Source organism: Nocardioides sp. S-1144 (genome assembly GCF_005954645.2).
GTDB lineage: Bacteria > Actinomycetota > Actinomycetes > Propionibacteriales > Nocardioidaceae > Nocardioides > Nocardioides dongxiaopingii.
The window spans coordinates 1,087,942-1,106,644 of record NZ_CP040695.2; the positions used below are offsets into that span (position 1 = coordinate 1,087,942).

Annotated in this window: 17 protein-coding genes; 12 read left to right on the forward strand and 5 right to left on the reverse strand. The window is 73.5% G+C overall.

Features of this window, described 5'->3' with window-relative positions; translation table 11 throughout:
• Nucleotides 1–33: 33 nt before the first annotated feature.
• The 3 genes from FE634_RS05235 to FE634_RS05245 all read right to left on the reverse strand — a co-directional run bounded on the left by FE634_RS05235 (nt 34) and on the right by FE634_RS05245 (nt 1,531).
• Nucleotides 34–390, reverse strand: coding sequence for a VOC family protein (locus FE634_RS05235; protein ID WP_137295094.1), 357 nt, complete (start codon nt 388–390; stop codon nt 34–36).
• A 56-nt stretch (nt 391–446) separates the two neighbouring features.
• On the reverse strand, nt 447–899 hold the full coding sequence (locus tag FE634_RS05240; RefSeq protein WP_138875285.1) for a hypothetical protein: 453 nt from the start codon (nt 897–899) through the stop codon (nt 447–449).
• Between the two features lie 68 nt (nt 900–967).
• Nucleotides 968–1,531 carry a mycothiol transferase gene (locus FE634_RS05245; protein WP_148240400.1) on the reverse strand — a complete coding sequence of 188 codons (564 nt, stop codon included), beginning with the start codon at nt 1,529–1,531 and terminating at the stop codon, nt 968–970.
• Nucleotides 1,532–1,770: 239 nt separating this feature from the next.
• Between FE634_RS05245 and FE634_RS05250 the strand changes: the two genes are divergently transcribed.
• The 7 genes from FE634_RS05250 to FE634_RS05280 all read left to right on the forward strand — a co-directional run bounded on the left by FE634_RS05250 (nt 1,771) and on the right by FE634_RS05280 (nt 10,175).
• The gene (locus FE634_RS05250) at nt 1,771–4,614 is read left to right on the forward strand and encodes a Na+/H+ antiporter subunit A (protein WP_262347585.1); all 2,844 of its coding nucleotides are present in this window, start codon (nt 1,771–1,773) and stop codon (nt 4,612–4,614) included.
• Entirely contained in the window at nt 4,614–5,048 is a 435-nt protein-coding gene (locus tag FE634_RS05255) for a Na(+)/H(+) antiporter subunit C (RefSeq protein ID WP_137295098.1), read from the forward strand. Before FE634_RS05250 ends, FE634_RS05255 begins: the two co-directional genes overlap by 1 nt.
• A gap of 64 nt (nt 5,049–5,112) precedes the next feature.
• Entirely contained in the window at nt 5,113–6,798 is a 1,686-nt protein-coding gene (locus FE634_RS05260; protein ID WP_262347586.1) for a Na+/H+ antiporter subunit D, read from the forward strand.
• On the forward strand, nt 6,795–7,373 hold the full coding sequence (locus tag FE634_RS05265; RefSeq protein ID WP_138875287.1) for a Na+/H+ antiporter subunit E: 579 nt from the start codon (nt 6,795–6,797) through the stop codon (nt 7,371–7,373). Before FE634_RS05260 ends, FE634_RS05265 begins: the two co-directional genes overlap by 4 nt.
• Nucleotides 7,370–7,711, forward strand: coding sequence for a monovalent cation/H+ antiporter complex subunit F (locus tag FE634_RS05270; protein WP_222847674.1), 342 nt, complete (start codon nt 7,370–7,372; stop codon nt 7,709–7,711). The genes FE634_RS05265 and FE634_RS05270 overlap by 4 nt, the downstream gene beginning before the upstream one ends.
• A complete protein-coding gene (mnhG, locus tag FE634_RS05275; RefSeq protein WP_138875288.1) occupies nt 7,708–8,097 on the forward strand; it encodes a monovalent cation/H(+) antiporter subunit G in 390 nt (129 codons plus the stop codon). Before FE634_RS05270 ends, mnhG begins: the two co-directional genes overlap by 4 nt.
• Before the next feature lie 92 nt (nt 8,098–8,189).
• Nucleotides 8,190–10,175 carry a TIGR03960 family B12-binding radical SAM protein gene (locus FE634_RS05280; RefSeq protein WP_138875289.1) on the forward strand — a complete coding sequence of 662 codons (1,986 nt, stop codon included), beginning with the start codon at nt 8,190–8,192 and terminating at the stop codon, nt 10,173–10,175.
• A gap of 30 nt (nt 10,176–10,205) precedes the next feature.
• Here FE634_RS05280 and FE634_RS05285 read toward each other — a convergent pair whose 3' ends face one another.
• Together FE634_RS05285 and FE634_RS05290 are read right to left on the reverse strand one after the other, a co-directional pair.
• A complete protein-coding gene (locus FE634_RS05285; protein ID WP_148240402.1) occupies nt 10,206–10,943 on the reverse strand; it encodes an SDR family NAD(P)-dependent oxidoreductase in 738 nt (245 codons plus the stop codon).
• A gap of 133 nt (nt 10,944–11,076) precedes the next feature.
• Entirely contained in the window at nt 11,077–11,787 is a 711-nt protein-coding gene (locus FE634_RS05290; protein WP_137295104.1) for a DUF4190 domain-containing protein, read from the reverse strand.
• Between the two features lie 105 nt (nt 11,788–11,892).
• Here FE634_RS05290 and FE634_RS05295 point away from each other — a divergent pair, with 105 nt between their 5' ends.
• From FE634_RS05295 to rpmA, 5 genes are all read left to right on the forward strand, one after another.
• Nucleotides 11,893–13,077 carry a winged helix DNA-binding domain-containing protein gene (locus FE634_RS05295; protein ID WP_137295105.1) on the forward strand — a complete coding sequence of 395 codons (1,185 nt, stop codon included), beginning with the start codon at nt 11,893–11,895 and terminating at the stop codon, nt 13,075–13,077.
• Between the two features lie 7 nt (nt 13,078–13,084).
• Nucleotides 13,085–13,828, forward strand: a complete 744-nt coding sequence (locus FE634_RS05300; protein ID WP_138875291.1) for a TIGR03936 family radical SAM-associated protein — start codon at nt 13,085–13,087, stop codon at nt 13,826–13,828.
• Nucleotides 13,829–14,153: 325 nt separating this feature from the next.
• Nucleotides 14,154–17,813 (forward strand): Rne/Rng family ribonuclease, encoded by a 3,660-nt coding sequence (locus FE634_RS05305; RefSeq protein ID WP_187366831.1) that lies wholly within the window; start codon nt 14,154–14,156, stop codon nt 17,811–17,813.
• A gap of 177 nt (nt 17,814–17,990) precedes the next feature.
• A complete protein-coding gene (rplU, locus tag FE634_RS05310; protein ID WP_134765405.1) occupies nt 17,991–18,293 on the forward strand; it encodes a 50S ribosomal protein L21 in 303 nt (100 codons plus the stop codon).
• 34 nt (nt 18,294–18,327) lie between these two features.
• Entirely contained in the window at nt 18,328–18,582 is a 255-nt protein-coding gene (gene rpmA, locus FE634_RS05315) for a 50S ribosomal protein L27 (protein WP_134764904.1), read from the forward strand.
• Nucleotides 18,583–18,703: the final 121 nt, after the last annotated feature.

Consider the following 18,703-nt stretch of genomic DNA (forward strand, 5'->3'; position numbering starts at 1 on the left):
CCCGGCAGGGGCAGGTCGGCCAGGTCGGTCAGGTCAGCCCAGGCACAGGCAGAACGGGTGCCCGGCCGGGTCGAGGAAGACCCGGAAGGTCGTGCCGGGCTGGTGCGGGTGGAGGGTCGCGCCGAGGTCGACGACGGCCCGCTCGGCGACGTCGAGGTCGTCGACCACCACGTCGAGGTGGCTCTGCTGCGGCACCTCCTGGCTCGGCCAGGTCGGACGGCGGTAGTCGTCGACCCGCTGGAAGCACAGGCACGCGCCGTAGTCGGCCCGCACCTCGAACCAGTCGCCCTCGTCGCGCACCTCCCAGTCGAGCAGGGCGCCGTAGAACCGGGCGAGGACGCCGGCGTCCGGGCAGTCGAGGACGGTGGTCGGGAAGCGGGCGATGGCCATGACCGCACGCTACGACCGAACCCGGACGGACGGCGTCCGCGGAGGGAGCGGTCGGCTCAGGGGTTGCGGCGGACCCGGATCGTCGGGCTCACGTCGCCCCGGCAGCCGGGCCGGGGGCCGACCTTGGCGAAGAACCGGCCCTCGGTGCCGGTGTTGCCGGTCGACCAGACCCAGCTGGTGCCCTGGAGGCTGGTGGTGTCGGAGGCCCACAGGTGCGGCTCGCCGTCCACGAGCTTGAAGACCTTGACGGTCCGGTCGGCCGCGCAGAGCCCCGGGCGGGTGCTGCTCACGACGCCGGACATGTCGGTGCCCTCCGCGGTGATGGTCACGGTGACGGCGGCGCGCGCCGGCGCGGCCTGGGCGGCCTGGGCGGCCTGGGCGGCCTGGGCGGCCGGGCCCGGGCCCACGACGGCGAGCGCGACCCCGCCGGTCACGACGGCGGCGAGGGTGGGGGCGAGGACGAACGACCTCACGACCGACGTGACGGCTGACTTCTCGGATGACTTCACGGGTGCCTTCCCGGGGACGAGTCTCGCCCCCTCCACGGGGAGGAGCGCCGAGGTCGGGCCGGGATACCTCAGGAGCCCGGCGGGGTCCAGGCGGGGTCCGGGTCCTCGCCGGTGCGGCCGTCGACGGCCTCGCGCAGCAGGTCGGCGTGGCCGGTGTGGCGTCCGTACTCCTCGAGCAGGTCGCACAGCAGCCGCCGCAACGAGGCGTGGTGACCCTCGCCGTCGCTCGCGTGCACCGGCTGGTCGGTGCCGCCGGCCCGCAGCGCCGCCGCGAACCGCTCCCGCGAGCGGGCCACCGCGCCGTCGTACAGCGCGAGGAGGACGTCGGGGGCGTCGTCGGCGGCACTGGTGAAGTCCCAGTCGTTGCTCCCGTCCCACCCGGTGCTCGCCCACGGCTCGCCGAGCGGCTCCCCGCTCAGCTTGACCGTGGAGTGGAAGTCCTCTGTGACCGCCAGGTGCTTGAGCAGCCCGCCCAGGGTGAGCGACGAAGCGCCGATGGTCGTGGCGAGCCCGGCCGCGTCGAGGCCGTCGGTCTTCCAGCGGAACGTCGCCCGCATCCGGTCGATCGCGCCGACCAGCTGCTCGGCCTCGGAGCCGGCCAGCGGCGGCTCCCACGGGGGAGGGGTCGTCATGGGACGACGCTACGGCGCCTCGCGGACGGAATCCGTCCGCGTCCCGCCGCGGTGGGCGACGTCGGGAGCGCACCCGCGCTCCTTGTAAACTGACCTCGTGGTCGCTGGGAACCCCGGCGGCCTCCTCCCGCGCCCAGCACCGTCCCCGGGCAGCGCGTCCGATCGACCTCTGGAAGGCCGACCCCCTGCTCGCTCTCGTCCTGGCCCACGGCGTTGCTGCGGCCGTCGCGCCCGGGTTGGTGCGGTGGCTGGGCCGTCGCGCCTTCCTGGTGCTCGCCCTGGTCCCGCTCGTCGCGGTGGCCTGGGCGGTCGCGCAGGGCCCCGAGGTGCTCGACGGCGGCGTCCTGACCGAGACGACGCGGTGGATCCCCTCCCTCGGGTTCGGGGTCGACCTGACCCTCGACGCGCTGCGCTGGCTGATGGTCCTCATCGTCGCCGGCGTCGGGGTGGTCGTGCTGGCCTACTGCGCCTGGTACTTCGACGACGGCGCCCCCGGCCTGGTCGGCTTCGCCAGCAACTTCGCGGCGTTCGTCGGCGCGATGCTCGGGCTGGTCCTCTCCGACAACCTGCTCCTGCTCTTCGTGTTCTGGGAGCTCACCACGATCTCCTCCTTCCTGTTGATCGGGTTCAACCCGACCCACCGGGCCAGCCGGCGGGCCGCCATCCAGGCACTGCTCGTCACCACGCTGGGTGGGCTGGCGATGCTGGTCGGGATGCTGCTGCTGGGCTCCGAGGCCGGCTCCTTCTCCCTCGCCGAGATCGTGGCCGACCCGCCGTCGGGCACCGCGACCACGGTGGCGGTCTGGCTGGTCCTGGTGGGTGCGCTGAGCAAGTCGGCGATCGTCCCGTTCCAGTTCTGGCTGCCCGGTGCGATGGCGGCGCCCACCCCGGTGAGCGCCTACCTGCACGCGGCCTCGATGGTGAAGGCGGGGCTGCTCCTCGTCGCGCTGCTCGTCCCGGCCTTCGCCGACGTACCCGGCTGGCGCCCGGTGCTGCTGACCCTCGGCGTCGTGACGATGATCTCCGGCGGCTGGCGCGCGCTGCGCCAGATCGACGTGAAGCTGCTGCTGGCGCACGGCACCGTCAGCCAGCTGGGCTTCCTGCTCGTCGTGCTGGCCATCGGCAGCCGCACCGCCGCCCTGGCCGGCACCGCGCTGGTGCTGGCGCACGCGCTGTTCAAGTCGACCCTGTTCCTCACCGTCGGCGTCGTCGACAAGCTCACCGGCACCCGCGACCTGCACGTCCTCAGCGGTGTCGGACGCCGCCTGCCGGTGCTCGCCGTCGCCGCCGCGCTGGCCGGCGCCTCGATGGCCGGGCTGCCGCCGCTCGTCGGCTTCCTCGGCAAGGAGACGATGTGGGCCGCGCTCCTTGAGCTCACCCACGCGGGCAACCCGGTCGGCGTCGCGCCGTGGGCCGGCTGGCTGCTGCTCGCCGGCGTCCTGGTCGGGTCGAGCTTCACCGTCGCCTACACCCTCCGCTTCCTGTGGGGCGCGTTCGCGACCAAGCCCGGCGTCCCCCCGACACCGGTCGCCGGGCTCCCCGCGCCGTTCGCGGCGGGGCCGGTGCTGCTCGCCACGCTCGGCCTCGGCCTCGGCTTCGCCGGTGCCGCGCTCACCTCGGCGCTCGACCCCTACGTCGTGCAGCTCGTCGCGGGCGACCACGAGGAGTACCTCGCGCTGTGGCACGGCCTCGAGCTGCCCCTGCTCCTGACCGCCGCCACCGTGGCCGTCGGCCTCGCCCTCTTCGCGGTGCGCGACGGGCTCTGCGCGTTCCAGCAGCGCGTCGAGCTGCCGATGTCCGGCGGGCGCGTGTACCGCGCGATCCTGCGCGACATCGACCGGCTGGCCGTCGAGGTCACCGGCACCGTGCAGCGCGGCTCGGCGGCGGCCTACCTCGCGATCATCCTGCTGGTGCTCGTGGCCGGCCCCGGGACCGCGCTCGTGCTCGCCCTCCTCGACGGGCCCGACCTGCGCGTGGTCGCCTGGGACGGCTGGGGCCAGCCCGTCGTGGGCCTGGTGATGGTCGTGGCGGCGGTGATGACGGTGCGCTCGCGCCGGCGGCTGCGCGCGTTCATCCTCGCCGGCGTGACCGGCTACGGGTGCGCGCTGCTGTTCGTCCTGCACGGCGCCCCCGACATCGCGCTCACCCAGATCCTGGTCGAGACCGTCGCGCTGGTGGTCGTCGTCCTCGTGCTGCGGCGGCTGCCCGACTACTTCACCGACCGGCCGCTGCGGCCGGTCCGCTACGCGCGGATGGCCCTGGCCGGCGTCATCGGCGCCGTCGTGTCGGGGATCCTCGTCGTCGCCGGCAGCTCACGCACCACCGAGGCCGTCTCGACGCGGTTCGCCAAGGCCGCCTACGAGTTCGGCTACGGCCGCAACGTCGTCAACGTGACCCTGGTCGACATCCGGGCGTGGGACACCTTCGGGGAGATCTCGGTGCTCGTCGTCGCCGCCACCGGCGTCGCGAGCCTGATCTTCCTCGACACCCGCAGCGGCGGCGTCCGACGCCTGGCCGAGGCAGACCCGCAGACCGTCGAGACGACCGGTGCGCCCGGCGCGACCCGGGTGCGCCGCACCTGGCTGCCGGCCCCCGGCACGCTGAGCCCCGACCGTCGCTCGATCGTCTTCGAGGTCGTGACCCGGCTGGTCTTCCACAGCATCATGGTCTTCTCGGTCTACCTGCTCGTCGCCGGGCACAACCTGCCCGGGGGCGGGTTCGCGGCCGGCATGGTCGCCGGCCTCGCGCTGATGGTGCGCTACCTCGCCGGCGGCCGCTACGAGCTCGCCGAGGCGCTGCCCGTCGACGCCGGCGTCATCATCGGCACCGGCCTCTTCGTCGCCGCCGTCTCGGGCCTCGGCCCGGTCGCCTTCGGGGGCGAGGTGCTGCAGACCGCCGACGTCTACGTGGACCTGCCGCTGCTCGGCGAGCTGCACCTGGTCTCGTCGGTCGGCTTCGACATCGGCGTCTACCTCGTCGTGACGGGGCTGGTGCTCGACCTGCTGCGCACCTTCGGCGCCAACCTCGACCGCCAGATCCTCCGCGCCCAGCGCGAGGCCGAGAGCCAGGAGGTGGACGCCTGATGGAGGTCAACCTCACCCTCGTGCTCGTCGCCGGCGCCCTCGTCGGCTGCGGTGCCTACCTGCTGCTCGAGCGCAGCCTGACCCGGGTCCTGGCCGGGCTGGTGCTGCTGAGCAACGGCGTCAACATCGCCCTGCTCTCGACCGGGGGCCGGGCCGGTGACGCCGCCTTCTACGGCTCCACCTCGGTCGACGAGATGTCCGACCCGCTGCCCCAGGCGATGATCCTCACCGCCATCGTCATCACCCTGGCCACCCTGGCGTTCCTCCTGGCCATGGCCCACCGCAGCTGGCAGCTCACCGGCCACGACGACGTCCAGGACGACACCGAGGACGCCCGGATCCGCAGCCTCGCCGTCGACGACGCGACGTCCGACAGCTACGGCCTCACCGCCGACGGCCAGGACGACGACGACCCCCGAGAGGAGGGCTCGTAGTGGACCACCCCGCCCGGGTCCCGACCTCGACCCGCCTCCGCCCGACCACCGTCCGGGGACCCCGATGACGATCACCTCCCTCGTGCCGCTCCCGGTGCTGCTGCCCCTGCTGGGGTCGGGCGCCGCGCTGATGCTGTTCCGCTACCCGAAGGCGCAGCGGCTGGTCAGCGTCGTCGTCCTCGCGCTCGTCGTGGTCGTGGCCGCCGTGCTCCTCGTCGTCGTCGACCAGGAGGGACCGCAGGTCGTCTGGCTCGGCGGCTGGAGCGAGCTCGGGGTCGCGCTGGTCGCCGACCGGCTGGCCGCGCTGATGCTGCTGGTCTCGGCGATCGTGACCCTCGCCGTCCTGCTGTACTCGCTCGGCCAGGGCATCTCCGACAGCAACCGCTCGGCGCCGGTCTCGATCTACCACCCGACGTTCCTGACCCTGGTGGCCGGCGTCAGCAACGCCTTCCTCGCCGGCGACCTGTTCAACCTCTTCGTCAGCTTCGAGATCCTGCTCTTCGCCAGCTACGTGCTGCTGACCCTCGGCGGCACCGGCGGCCGGATCCGCGCCGGCACGATCTACGTCGTCGTCAACGCGCTCTCCTCGATGCTGTTCCTCATCACCATCGCCGCGATCTACGCCGCGGTCGGCACGCTCAACCTCGCCCAGATCGCTGTCCGCCTCGACGACCTGCCCGACGCCACGCAGCTGATGCTGCACCTGCTGCTGCTGGTGACGTTCTCGATCAAGGCCGCGGTGTTCCCGCTGTCGCTGTGGCTGCCCGACAGCTACCCCACCGCGCCCGCGCCGGTCACCGCCGTCTTCGCGGGCCTGCTCACCAAGGTCGGCGTGTACGCCATCATCCGCACCGAGACGCTGCTCTTCCCGGGCGGCGAGCTGCGCACCCTGCTGATGGTCTTCGCGATGGCCTCGATGCTGATCGGCATCCTCGGCGCGATCGCCCAGTCCGACATGAAGCGGCTGCTCTCCTTCACCCTGGTCAGCCACATCGGCTACATGATCTTCGGCATCGGCCTGGCCAGCGGTGCCGGCATGGCGGGCGCGGTGTTCTACGTGGCGCACCACATCACCATCCAGACCGCGCTGTTCCTCGTCGTCGGCCTCATCGAGCGGCAGGCCGGCAGCACCGCCCTGCTCCGGCTCGGCGGGCTGGCGCGGCTCTTCCCGCTGCTCGGCGTGCTCTTCTTCGTCGCCGGCATGAACCTGGCCGGCATCCCGCCGCTGTCGGGCTTCATCGGCAAGGTCGGCCTGCTCGAGGCCGGCATCGCCGACGGCGGCGCGATGGCCTGGACCCTCGTCGTCGCGGGCACCGTCACCAGCCTGCTCACCCTGTACGCCGTCGCGAAGAGCTGGTCGCTGGCGTTCTGGCGCTCCCCGCAGGAGGCGCACGCGATGGCCGAGGAGCTCGCCGTCGCCGACGGCGTCCAGACCGCCGACTCACCCAGCGTCGGCCGGCGCGGCCAGGTGCGGCTCGACACGACGTCCTACGACGCCGGCGAGGTGCGCGAGGCCGGTGCGATCGTCGACGGCGACCGGCCCGACCGCGACCTGCACCAGCGGCTCGAGGACGACGGCATGCCGACCCGGCTGCCGGTGCTGATGACCGCGCCCGCGGCCGCCCTGGTCGCGGTCAGCGTCGCGATCACCGTGGTCGCCGGCCCGCTCTACGCCTACACCGAGCGCGCGGCGCTCGACCTGATGGACCGCGGCAGCTACACCAGCGCGGTCGACGAGGCCGCCCGGTGAACGCCGCGCGTCGCCGCCGGGTCTCCCAGCGCGCCCGCCGGCACGTCCAGTGGCCGATGGTGCTCTGGCTGACCCTGGTGTGGTGGGTGCTGTGGGGCACGTGGTCGGCGATGTCGCTCGTGGGCGGCGTCCTGGTCGCCACCGCCGCGCTGCTGCTGTTCCCGCTGCCGCCCCTCGACCTCGACGTGCGGGTCCGCCCGATCGGCACGCTGGTGCTCGTCGGGCGCTTCCTCGTCGACGTCGTCACGGCGAGCCTGCAGGTCGCCTGGACGGTCCTGCGGCCCCCGCGCGACCTGCGCAACGCCCTGGTCCGGGTCCCGCTGCGCAGCGAGTCCGACCTGGTGCTGGTGATGGTGGCCGAGCTCGTCTCCCTGGTGCCCGGCACCGTCGTGGTCGAGGTGCACCGCTCCTCGTTCACGCTCTACCTGCACGTGCTCGACGTGCGCGAGCCCGCGGACGTCGAGCCGGTCCGCGAGCGGGTCTGGGCGCAGGAGGCGCGGGTGCTCAGGGCGCTCTCGCCGCGTCCGGCCGAGGTGCTCGCCCAGCCTGTCGGTGGGACGGAGGAGGCGCCGTGACCGCGCTGCTCGTCGTCGCCGCCGTCGTCCTCGGGATCGCGGCCGTGCTGGTCGTCGTCCGGATGGCGATCGGCCCGACCATGCTCGACCGCGCGATCGCCTTCGACGTGATCGTCGCGATCTCGATCGCCGCGGTCTCGCTCGACGCGGCCCACCGCCGCACGGCCGAGAACCTGCCGCTGCTGCTCGTGGCCACCCTGCTCGGCTTCGTCGGCTCGGTCAGCATCGCCCGGTTCAGCCCGGGCAGCGACGACGTCGAGGAGTCCGACGACGACTCCGACGACCAGACCGACCAGACCGATCAGTCCACCGACCGGTCTGCGGGGGAGGCGCGATGAACGAGGTGCTCGACGTCGTCGGCGCGGTCTGCCTGCTGGTCGGCTCGCTGCTCGGCCTGGTCGCGGCGATCGGCGTCCTGCGGCTGCCTGACCTGCTCACCCGCATGCACGCCGCCACCAAGCCGCAGGTGCTCGGCCTGATGCTCGTGGGCCTGGGGCTCTCGCTGGTGCTGCGGTCGCCGTCGGCCGCGGCGCTCGCCGCCGTCGTCGTCCTCGCGCAGATGGTCACCGCCCCCGTCGCCGCCCACATGGTCGGGCGCGCGTCGTACCGCGCCGGGCAGGTCCGCGACGACCTCCTCGTCGTCGACGAGCTCACCGGCGAGATCGACCCCGACCTGGGCCGTCGTCCCGGCCCCAGCCCCCTCGAGGCCGACCCCCCACGCTGACCCCCCACGCTGACCCGTCGCTGATCACTGACGGGTCAGCGGGGATGGTGAGGAATCGGAGCAGCCGTGGAGGCGCTCGTAGACTCGAGTCCATGTCCGCCAGCGTCTTCCCCCGTCTCGAGCCCCACCTGCCCTCGGTCTCCAAGCCGATCCAGTACGTCGGCGGCGAGCTCAACTCCACGGTCAAGGAGTGGGACTGCGGCGCGGACACCGAGCTGGGGGAGACCGTGCGCTGGGCGCTGATGTACCCCGACGCCTACGAGGTCGGGCTGCCCAACCAGGGCGTCCAGATCCTCTACGAGGTGCTCAACGAGCGGGACTGGATCGTCGCGGAGCGCACCTACGCGGTGTGGCCCGACATGGAGGCGGTGATGCGGTCCGGCGACGCGCTCGGCCCGATCCCGCAGTTCACCGTCGACGCCCACCGCTCGGTGCGCGACTTCGACGTCTTCGGCCTCAGCTTCTCCACCGAGCTGGGCTACACCAACATGCTCAACGCCCTCGACCTCGCCGGCATCCCGCTGCACGCCGTCGACCGCGGCGCCGAGGACCCCGTCGTCCTCGCGGGCGGCCACGCGGCGTTCAACCCCGAGCCGATCGCCGACTTCATCGACGCCGCCGTCCTCGGCGACGGCGAGGAGGTCGTGCTGGCGATCTCCGAGGTCGTGCGCGAGTGGAAGCTGCAGGGCCGGCCCGCGGGGGAGATGGCGTCCGGGCGCGAGGAGCTGCTGCGCCGGCTCGCCGTCACCGGCAACATCTACGTGCCGCGCTTCTACGACGTCTCCTACGGCGACGACGGCGCCATCACCGCCGTCGTCCCCAACCGGCCGGGCATCCCGCACCGCGTCACCAAGCACACGCTGATGGACCTCGACGCCTGGCCCTACCCCGCCAAGCCGCTGGTGCCGCTCGCCGAGACCGTGCACGAGCGGTTCAGCGTCGAGATCTTCCGGGGCTGCACCCGCGGCTGCCGGTTCTGCCAGGCCGGGATGATCACCCGCCCCGTTCGCGAGCGCTCGATCGAGACGATCGGCGCGATGGTCGAGAACGGCATCCGCAAGAGCGGGTTCGAGGAGGTCGGCCTGCTCTCGCTCTCGAGCGCCGACCACACCGAGATCGGTGAGGTCGCCGCGGACCTGGCCGACCGCTACGAGGGCACGAACGTCTCGCTGTCGCTGCCCTCGACGCGCGTGGACGCCTTCAACATCACCCTGGCCAACGAGTTCTCCCGCAACGGACGCCGCTCCGGCCTCACCTTCGCCCCCGAGGGCGGCAGCGAGCGGATGCGCAAGGTCATCAACAAGATGGTGACCGAGGAGGACCTGATCCGGACCGTCGCGACGGCCTACTCGCACGGCTGGCGCCAGGTGAAGCTCTACTTCATGGTCGGGCTGCCCACCGAGGAGCTCGAGGACGTCCTCCAGGTCGCCACGCTCGCCAAGGCCGTCATCGCCAAGGGCCGTGAGGTCACCGGCCGCAACGACATCCGCTGCACCGTCTCCATCGGTGGCTTCGTGCCGAAGCCGCACACGCCGTTCCAGTGGGCGGCCCAGCTCGACGTCGAGACCACCGACGACCGCCTCAAGCAGCTGCGCGACGTCGTCCGCGACGACAAGCGGTTCGGCCGCGCCATCGGCTTCCGCTACCACGACGGCAAGCCCGGCATCATCGAGGGCCTGCTCTCGCGCGGCGACCGCCGCGTCGGCCGCGTGATCGAGGCCGTGTGGCGCGACGGCGGCCGCTTCGACGGCTGGAGCGAGCACTTCTCCTACGACCGCTGGATCGCCGCCACCGAGTCCGGGCTCGCCGGCACCGGCGTCGACCTGGCCTGGTTCACCACCCGCGAGCGCGGCTACGAGGAGACGCTGCCCTGGGACCACCTCGACTCCGGCCTCGACAAGGACTGGCTCTGGGCCGACTGGGAGGACGCCCTCGCGGTCGCCGACGGCTCCTCCGACGTCGAGGTCGAGGACTGCCGCTGGACGCCGTGCTACGACTGCGGCGTCTGCCCGGAGATGAACACCGAGATCCAGATCGGCCCCACCGGACGCCGCCTGCTCCCGCTCGCCGTCGTCTGAGCGGCGCCGGCCGCCGGCCCAGCGCCCGGCTCAGCCGCGTCCCAGCAGGGTGCCGCCGTTGACCTGGACGATCTGGCCGGTGGTCCACCCGGCGTCCTCGGCGGCGAGGTAGGCGACAGCGGCGGCGACCTCCTCCGGGGTCCCTGGCCGGTTCATCGGGATCGGGCCCACGCGGGAGGCGTAGAGCTCGTCGGTCATCCGCGCCGACCAGAACTCGGTGTCGGGCACGAAGCCGGGCGCGACGACGTTGACCGTGATCTCCTCCGGGGCGAGCTGGGTCGCGAGCCCGAGTCCCCAGCCGTGGAGCGCCGCCTTGGCCGCGGCGTAGGGTCCAGCGCCGCGCAGGCCCGCGATGGAGGACATCAGCACGATCCGCCCACCAGGGCGGGCGATCCGGGGCAGGAGCGCCTCGGTGGTGAGCACCGCGGTGATGACGTTGCCCTCGAAGTCGGCCCGGAACCCGTCGGCCACGGCGGCGAGGTCGTCCCGGCCGGCGGCGTAGTTCCCGCCCGCGTTGTTGACCAGGACGTGCACCTGCTCGGGCGCGGCCTCGGCCAACCCGGCGACGGCATCGGGGTCGGTCAGGTCGGCGGAGTAGGCGCGGACCGCCGCTCGTCCGAGGCCCGCGTTGACGGCGTCCGCGGTCTCGTTCAGGGGCTGCTCGCGCCGCCCCACGACCAGGACGTCGCACCCGTCGGCAGCCAGCCGCGCCGCGATCGCCCTGCCGAGCCCCGTCCCGCCCCCGGTCACCACCGCGTTCCTCGTCATGGGGTGAGCCTAGGCACCGGGAGTCCCCGGGAGTCGCGCGGCGCCCGGGTGCCGCCCACGCGGGCACCGCGCCGCTACGTCGTCGTGCTGTACGTGCTTGTACGAGACCGGACCAGGCTGTGGTCAGCCGGGGTCAGAGGATCCGCTCGGTGAGGTCGGCACCGCCGCCGTCCTCGGCGTAGCAGATGAACTTGTCGCCGGTGGAGATGTCGGTGGGGTCGTTGATGACGGCGTTGATGCGGTACCCGCCGTCGGTCAGGGTCGCGGCGTCCTCCGGGTCGAGGCGCTCGACGCAGACCCGGCCGGCCTCCGACTCGAGGGCGCTGGCGTCCTCGCCGGCCTTGCCGACGTAGACGATCTCGGCCTCGTGCTTCTCGTCGCACTCCTTCTTCGACATGCTGACGTTGTCGTCGTCGTCGGTGTCGACGTTCACGCACTGGCCGGCCTCGGCGTTGTCGGGCGTGACGACCGTCTTCGCGGCGACGACGACGACGACGATGATGCCGGCGAAGGCCAGCGTGCCGAGGACGCCGATGATCGCGGCGGAGACCGCTGCCCAGCGGCCCTTGCGCCGCCCGCCCTTGGTGCGCCCGAGGCCGATGAAGCCGAGGATCGCGCCGACGACGGAGAGGCAGCAGGTCAGGCTGAGCACGAAGCCGGTGATCGAGACGGCGTCGGTCTTCCGGGGAGCCTCGCCGTAGGGGTTCGGCGCGCCGCCGCCGTACGGGTTGCCGTACCCGCCGCCGCCGTACCCCCCGCCGTAGCCGCCCTGGCCGCTGCCGGCCTCGGAGCCGTGGGGCTGCTGGCCCTGGTTCGGGGTGTAGGGGTCGTAGGGGTTGCTCATCGTGGTTCCTCGGGGTCCGGCGGTCGGCCCGGTACGGCCGGCGCGGTCGGCAGGTCTGGCGCACAGTGTCGCAGCACCGGGCCGCGGTTCGGGCAGGATGTCGGCGTGCGCCACCTCCCCGACGACGAACGACGTCGCCGCCTGGCCCGGCGGCACGCGCTGGCCCCGTGGTCGCGGGTCGCGACGCCCGAGGCCGCGACCCGGGCGATGACGGTCCTGCACTCCACCGAGCCGGCGACCGTCTACCTCTCCCTGGCCGCCCGCGTGCCCGGCCTCACCGTCGCCGACGTCGACCGCGCGCTGTACGTCGACCGGTCGCTGGTCAAGCAGCTCGCGATGCGGCGCACCCTCTTCGTCCTGCCGCGCGACCTGCTGCCGGCCGCGTGGGGGAGCGCCTCGGCCCGCGTCGCCGAGGTCGAGCTGCGGCGGATGGCGAAGGACGTCGAGAAGGCCGGCATCGCCACCGACGGCACGGCGTGGGTGCGCGACGCCCGGGACGCCGTCCTCGGCGCGCTCGCCGAGCGCCCCGACGGGTTGACCGCGGTCGAGGTGCGCGAGCTGCTGCCGGAGGTCGCGGTGAGGTTCGACGTGACGGCCGGGTCGGTGTGGAACCACGGCCGCGTGCTGACCCACCTCGGCCTGACCGCCGACGTCGTGCGCGGCACCAACACCCAGCACTGGCGGCTGTCGCGACCGCGGTGGACGCGGATGGCCGACTGGCTCGGCGAGCCTCCCGCGGCACCGGCGTCGGTCGACGACGGGTACGCCGAGCTCGTGGCCGGCTGGCTGCGCACCTTCGGCCCGGGCACGACCGAGGACGTCGTGTGGTGGCTCGGTGGCACCAAGGGCGCGGTCCGCGCGGCGTTCGCCCGCCTCGGCGCCGTCGCGGTCGGGCTCGACGGCGGCCGGACCGGCTGGGTGCTGCCCGACGACGTGGAGGAGGAGCCGGCCGCGGACGACCACTGGGTCGCGCTGCTCCCGGTCCTCGACCCCACCGTGATGGGCTGGAAGGAGCGCGACTTCTACCTGGGTGAGCACGGCCCGCACCTCTTCGACCGCAACGGCAACGCCGGCACGACGGCGTGGGTCGACGGCCGGGTCGTCGGCTGCTGGGTCCAGGACGACGCCGGCACCGTCGTCGTCCGGCTCCTCGAGCCGGTGTCGCCAGCGGCCCGGACGGCCCTCGACGCGGAGGCCGTCCGGCTGACCGAGTGGCTCGCCGGGCAGCGGGTCGGCACGGTCTACCCGTCCGCCCTGATGAAGCTCGCGCGTGAAAGCCTGGCCCCGTGATGCAGTCGTGAGCCGCCAGCAGCCCGAGCAGCAGGCACCGCCGGTCCAGCGGCTGCGGATCCGCTACGCCAAGCGCGGACGGCTCCGCTTCACCAGCCACCGCGACTTCAGCCGCGCCTTCGAGCGCGCCGTCTTCCGCGCCCGGGTGCCGATGGCCTACTCGTCCGGCTTCAACCCGCACCCCCGGATCTCCTACGCCGGCGCCGCCCCGACCGGGTCGGCCAGCGAGGCCGAGTACCTCGAGATCGGGCTCGCGCAGGTCGTCGACCCGGCCGACGTCCACGCCCAGCTCGAGGAGGCGCTGCCCGACGGCCTCGACGTCCTCCAGGTCGTCGACGCGACCGTCCCGCTCGGCACCCCCAGCACCGGCCTCGCCGACCTGCTCCAGGCCAGCCGGTGGGTCATCGGCCCGCTCGCCGTCCCCACGGACGTGGCCCAGGAGTGCGTCGCGGCCTTCCTCGCCGAGGAGTCGGTCGTGGTCGAGCGGATGACCAAGAAGGGCCTGCGCGAGTTCGACTGCCGCGCCGCCGTGCTGCGGCTCGCGGCGGTGCCGGGGGACGGCGACACGCCCGGCGTCCGCCTCGACCTGGTGCTGCGCCACACCGTCCCCGCCGTCCGGCCCGACGACGTCCTGACCGGCATCAGCCGGCTGACGGACCTCGACCCCGGCCCGGCCCCGCTGCTCACCCGCACCCAGCAGGGCCCGCTCGACGAGGACACCGGCGAGGTCGGCGACCCCTTCGCCGGCTGACTCGCGAATCTCCCGGCGGATCGCGGTGTGCGATACTCCCCGTGGTGGCCGAACGGTGCTCCCCAGCCTCGTGAGGCCACTCGACGATGAACTTGTCGGCCCAGCACAGGGGTCGGCACGGTGGAGCAGGTCGTCGCCAGACCGCGACGCGGTCCGGGGTCGGTGACAGCGACCCGGGCACAGCGACCGCGGCAGGTGACGGGTCAGGTCCAGCGCCGCGCCGCGGAGGGTGTCGCCGCCGACCAGACTTCGTGTTGCCGGCCCTGACCACCCCGGCGCGGCAGCACCAGACCCCGGCTCCGCCGGGTGGAGGAGCAGCACTCTCATGGCTGACGACGAACTGCAGAGCACCGACGACCAGGTCTCCGGCACCGACGGCCCCGCCGCCGACGCGCCGGTCAAGAAGACCGCCGCGCGCAAGACCGCCGCCAAGAAGGCCGGCGCCGCCAAGAAGGCGCCCGCCAAGCGGGCCACCAAGAAGGCCGCTGCCGCCGAGGCACCCGCTGAGGCGCCCGTCGGGGCCGCCGCGGACGCACCCGTCGAGGCCCCCGACCAGACCTCCGGGGAGGCGGCCGAGCCCGGGGCCAAGCCGGCCAAGAAGGCCGCCGCCAAGAAGACGACGGCCAAGAAGGCCGCCGCGAAGAAGACCACCACCCGCAAGGCCGCCACCAAGAAGTCGGTCGAGTCGGTGCCCGACGAGCCCGCCGCCGACGAGACCGCGAGCCCGGCGGCCGAGCCCGCGCCGTCCGGCACGATGCCGCTGTTCCAGGTTCCCGAGACCGGGGAGAAGTCGGCCCGCAAGCGCGCCGCCGCCAAGAAGGCGCCCGCGAAGCGCTCGACCGTGCGCTCGCGCGCCGCCGAGGCCGCCGCCGCCGAGGCGCTCGCCGCCGAGACGGCCGCCGCCGAGCTCGAGGAGCCGACCGAGGAGCCGGTCGACGAGACCGCCGTCGACGCCGCCCCCGAGGTGGCCGTCGAGAGCGTCGAGGCGACCGAGGCCGCCGAGCAGGACCCGACCGAGGTCGACACCACCGACGAGTCCGAGAGCACCGACGAGAGCACCGACGAGAGCTCCGACGACGCCGACGACAGCTCCGACGACAGCTCGGACGACGAGGGCGACGACACCGGTCCGCGCCGGCGTCGTCGTCGTGGCGGACGCCGCCGTCGTCGCAGTGGTGACGGAGGGGGCGACGGAGGGGGCGACGGAGGTGGCGACGCCGCGGCGGAGGCCGGCAACGGCAACGACGGTGCCGAGGGCGACGCCCCCGCCGAGGCCGGCGGCCGTGGTGGCCGTGGTGGCCGTGGTGGCCGCGGTGCGGCCAAGTCCGACGCGAGCGCCGACCGCGGCGAGACCGCCGGCGACGCCCCCGAGGGCGACGGCGACGCGAGCGGCGAGGGCGGCACCGACAAGAACGACGACGACAGGAACGACGGCTCCGAGGGTGGCACCGGCACCCGCCGCCGCCGCAAGCGCCGCCGCGAGGGCGACTCGGGTGACGGGGGCGGCGACGACCCCAGCAACACCACGACCCGGGTCCGCCGCACGCGCTCGCCCGAGGACGAGATCACCTCGATCGCCGGCTCGACCCGCCTCGAGGCCAAGAAGCAGCGCCGCCGCGACGGCCGCGAGGCCGGTCGTCGACGCGCCCCGATCGTCAGCGAGGCCGAGTTCCTCGCCCGCCGCGAGTCGGTCGAGCGGGTCATGGTCGTGCGCCAGCGCGACGAGCTGACCCAGATCGGCGTCGTCGAGGACAAGGTCCTCGTCGAGCACTACGTCGCCCGCGAGTCGCAGACCTCCCTCATCGGCAACGTCTACCTCGGCCGGGTGCAGAACGTGCTGCCCTCCATGGAGGCGGCGTTCATCGACATCGGCAAGGGCCGCAACGCGGTCCTCTACGCCGGCGAGGTCAACTGGTCGCAGCTGGGCCACAAGGACGGCAACCCGCGCAAGATCGAGTCGGTGCTGTCCTCGGGCCAGACCATCCTGGTGCAGGTCAGCAAGGACCCCATCGGCAACAAGGGCGCCCGGCTGACCAGCCAGATCAGCCTGGCCGGCCGGTTCCTGGTCTACGTGCCGGACGGCACGACGTCCGGGATCTCGCGCAAGCTGCCCGACACCGAGCGCAACCGCCTCAAGACCCTTCTCAAGGAGGTCGTCCCCTCGACGGCCGGCGTCATCGTGCGCACCGCCGCCGAGGGCGCCAGCGAGGAGGAGCTGACGCAGGACGTCGAGCGCCTCAAGTCGCGCTGGGAGGAGATCGAGGGCAAGGCCAGGGGCAAGGGCGGCAACCCGCAGCTCCTGCACGGCGAGCCCGACCTGACCCTCAAGGTCGTGCGCGACCTCTTCACCGAGGACTTCGCCAAGCTCGTCATCCAGGGCGACGACGCCTGGGACCTCGTCCGCGGCTACGTGCGCGACGTCGCGCCCGACCTCGAGGACCGTCTCGAGAAGTACGACGCCACCGAGCACCACGACGTCGACCTGTTCTCGGCCTACCGGATCGACGAGCAGATCGCCAAGGCCCTGGACCGCAAGGTGTTCCTGCCCTCAGGCGGCTCGCTGGTCATCGACCGCACCGAGGCGATGACCGTCGTCGACGTCAACACCGGCAAGTTCACCGGCTCCGGCGGCAACCTCGAGGAGACCGTCACCAAGAACAACCTGGAGGCGGCCGAGGAGGTCGTGCGACAGCTCCGGCTGCGCGACATCGGCGGCATCATCGTCGTCGACTTCATCGACATGGTCCTCGAGGCCAACCGCGACCTCGTCCTGCGCCGGATGGTGGAGTGCCTGGGCCGCGACCGGACCCGTCACCAGGTCGCCGAGGTGACCTCGCTCGGCCTGGTGCAGATGACGCGCAAGCGGATCGGCACCGGCCTGCTGGAGTCGTTCAGCGAGAACTGCGAGCACTGCCAGGGCCGCGGCGTCGTCATCCACGACGCGCCGATCGAGCCCCGGCGCGGCCAGGACGAGCGCGGCGGCAACGGCGGCGGCGGGAACCACGGCGGTGGCAACAGCGGTGGCAACAGCGGCGGCGGCAACGGGGGCGGCAACGGGGGCGGGAGCAACGGCGCCGGCGCCGGCGCCGGCGCCGACGGCGAACGACGCACCGGACGTCGTCGCGGCGGCCGCGGTCGCTCCGGCGACGACGCCCCGGCAGCCCCGGCGGCCACCCCCGCGCACAAGCCGACCCCGGCCGAGTTCGCGGCGATGGCGAGCGCCGAGCTGCTCAAGGACGACGTCGAGCCCGCGTCGCCCGCCACCGAGACCCCCGACGTCGAGACGCCGGCCGTTGAAACGCCGGCGATCGAGACACCGGCAGTCGAGACCCCGGCCGCCGAGCCGGCCGCCCCGAAGGTCGTCACCCGGACCCGTCGCGGCGTGAGCCGCACGGTGGCGCCGACCACCGAGACGGCGGCCGAGATCGCCGTCGAGGCACCGAGCCCCGTCGCCGAGCAGCCCGAGACGCCCGAGCAGCCCGAGGCGCCCGTGGAGGCACCGGCCGAGCCGGCCGCCCCGAAGGTCGTCACGCGGTCGCGCCGCGGCGTGAGCCGCACCGTCACCCCGGCGCCCGAGGCCGTCGAGCCGGCCGCCGTGACCACGGCGCCGACCCCCGAGCCCGTCGAGCCCGCCGCGGCGGCCGAGGCGCCCGCGGAGGCGCCGGCCGAGCCGGTCGCCCCGCAGGTGGTCACCCGGTCACGTCGCGGCGTGACGCGCACGGTGGCGAGCACCACCGCGGCCACCGCCGTCACCACCGCGCCGCCGGTGGAGCAGCCCGTGGCGGCCGAGGAGGTGCCGGTGGCACCCGAGCCGCCCCAGGTCGTCACCCGGACCCGCGGCCGGTCCGCGAGCCGCGTCGCCGGCCCCCCGGCCGAGGAGACGGCGTCCACGGAGGCCGCCGCGCCGACCGAGGACGACGCCACCGAGCCGGCCGAGGACACGGGGCTGCACGTCCCGGTCAAGCGCAAGGGCCGCAAGCGCTGAACCCGGGTCAGGCGGCGGGGGAGGCCCGTTTTGCTCCTCCGCTCCCTGATCCGTACGATTGACCCTCGTGCGTCCTCACCGGACGCACCACTCCTGTTCCGGCACCCCCCTCGTTCCCGAGAGTGGTCGGCCGTGCCGCAGGACCCGCTAGCAGTGAAGACGACGAAGGAGACCGCGGTGTACGCGATCGTGCGCGCAGGCGCCAAGCAGCAGAAGGTCGCTGTCGGCGACGTCATCGAGATCGACAAGGTCTCGACGCCGGTCGGTGACACGCTGGCCCTGCCGGTCGTGATGGCCGTCGACGGCGAGACCGTCACCGCCACCGGCCTCGACAAGGCCGCCGTGACCGTCGAGGTCCTCGGCGCCACCAAGGGCCCGAAGATCGTCATCCAGAAGTACAAGAACAAGACCGGTTACAAGAAGCGCCAGGGTCACCGCCAGAAGTACACCCAGGTCAAGGTCACCGACATCACGCTCTGAGTCTCTCGACTCACCCACCCGAGAAGGAACTGAGATGGCTCACAAGAAGGGCGCCGCGTCCACCAAGAACGGTCGCGACTCCAACTCCCAGCGCCTCGGCGTCAAGCGCTTCGGCGGCCAGGCCGTCAACGCCGGCGAGATCATCGTCCGCCAGCGGGGCACGCACTTCCACCCGGGCAGCGGCGTCGGCCGCGGCGGCGACGACACCCTCTTCGCGCTGATCCCCGGCGCCGTCGAGTTCGGTCGCAAGCGCGGCCGCAAGGTCGTCAACATCACGCCCGTCGACTGAGCGTGCGACACCCGGGCGAGTGACCTGTCGCTCACCCAGCACCATCCCAGGCTTCACCACGAGAGGGCGTCCCGTGCCGGGGCGCCCTTCGTGTTTTACCTAGCTGTTCAGGAGCACCACC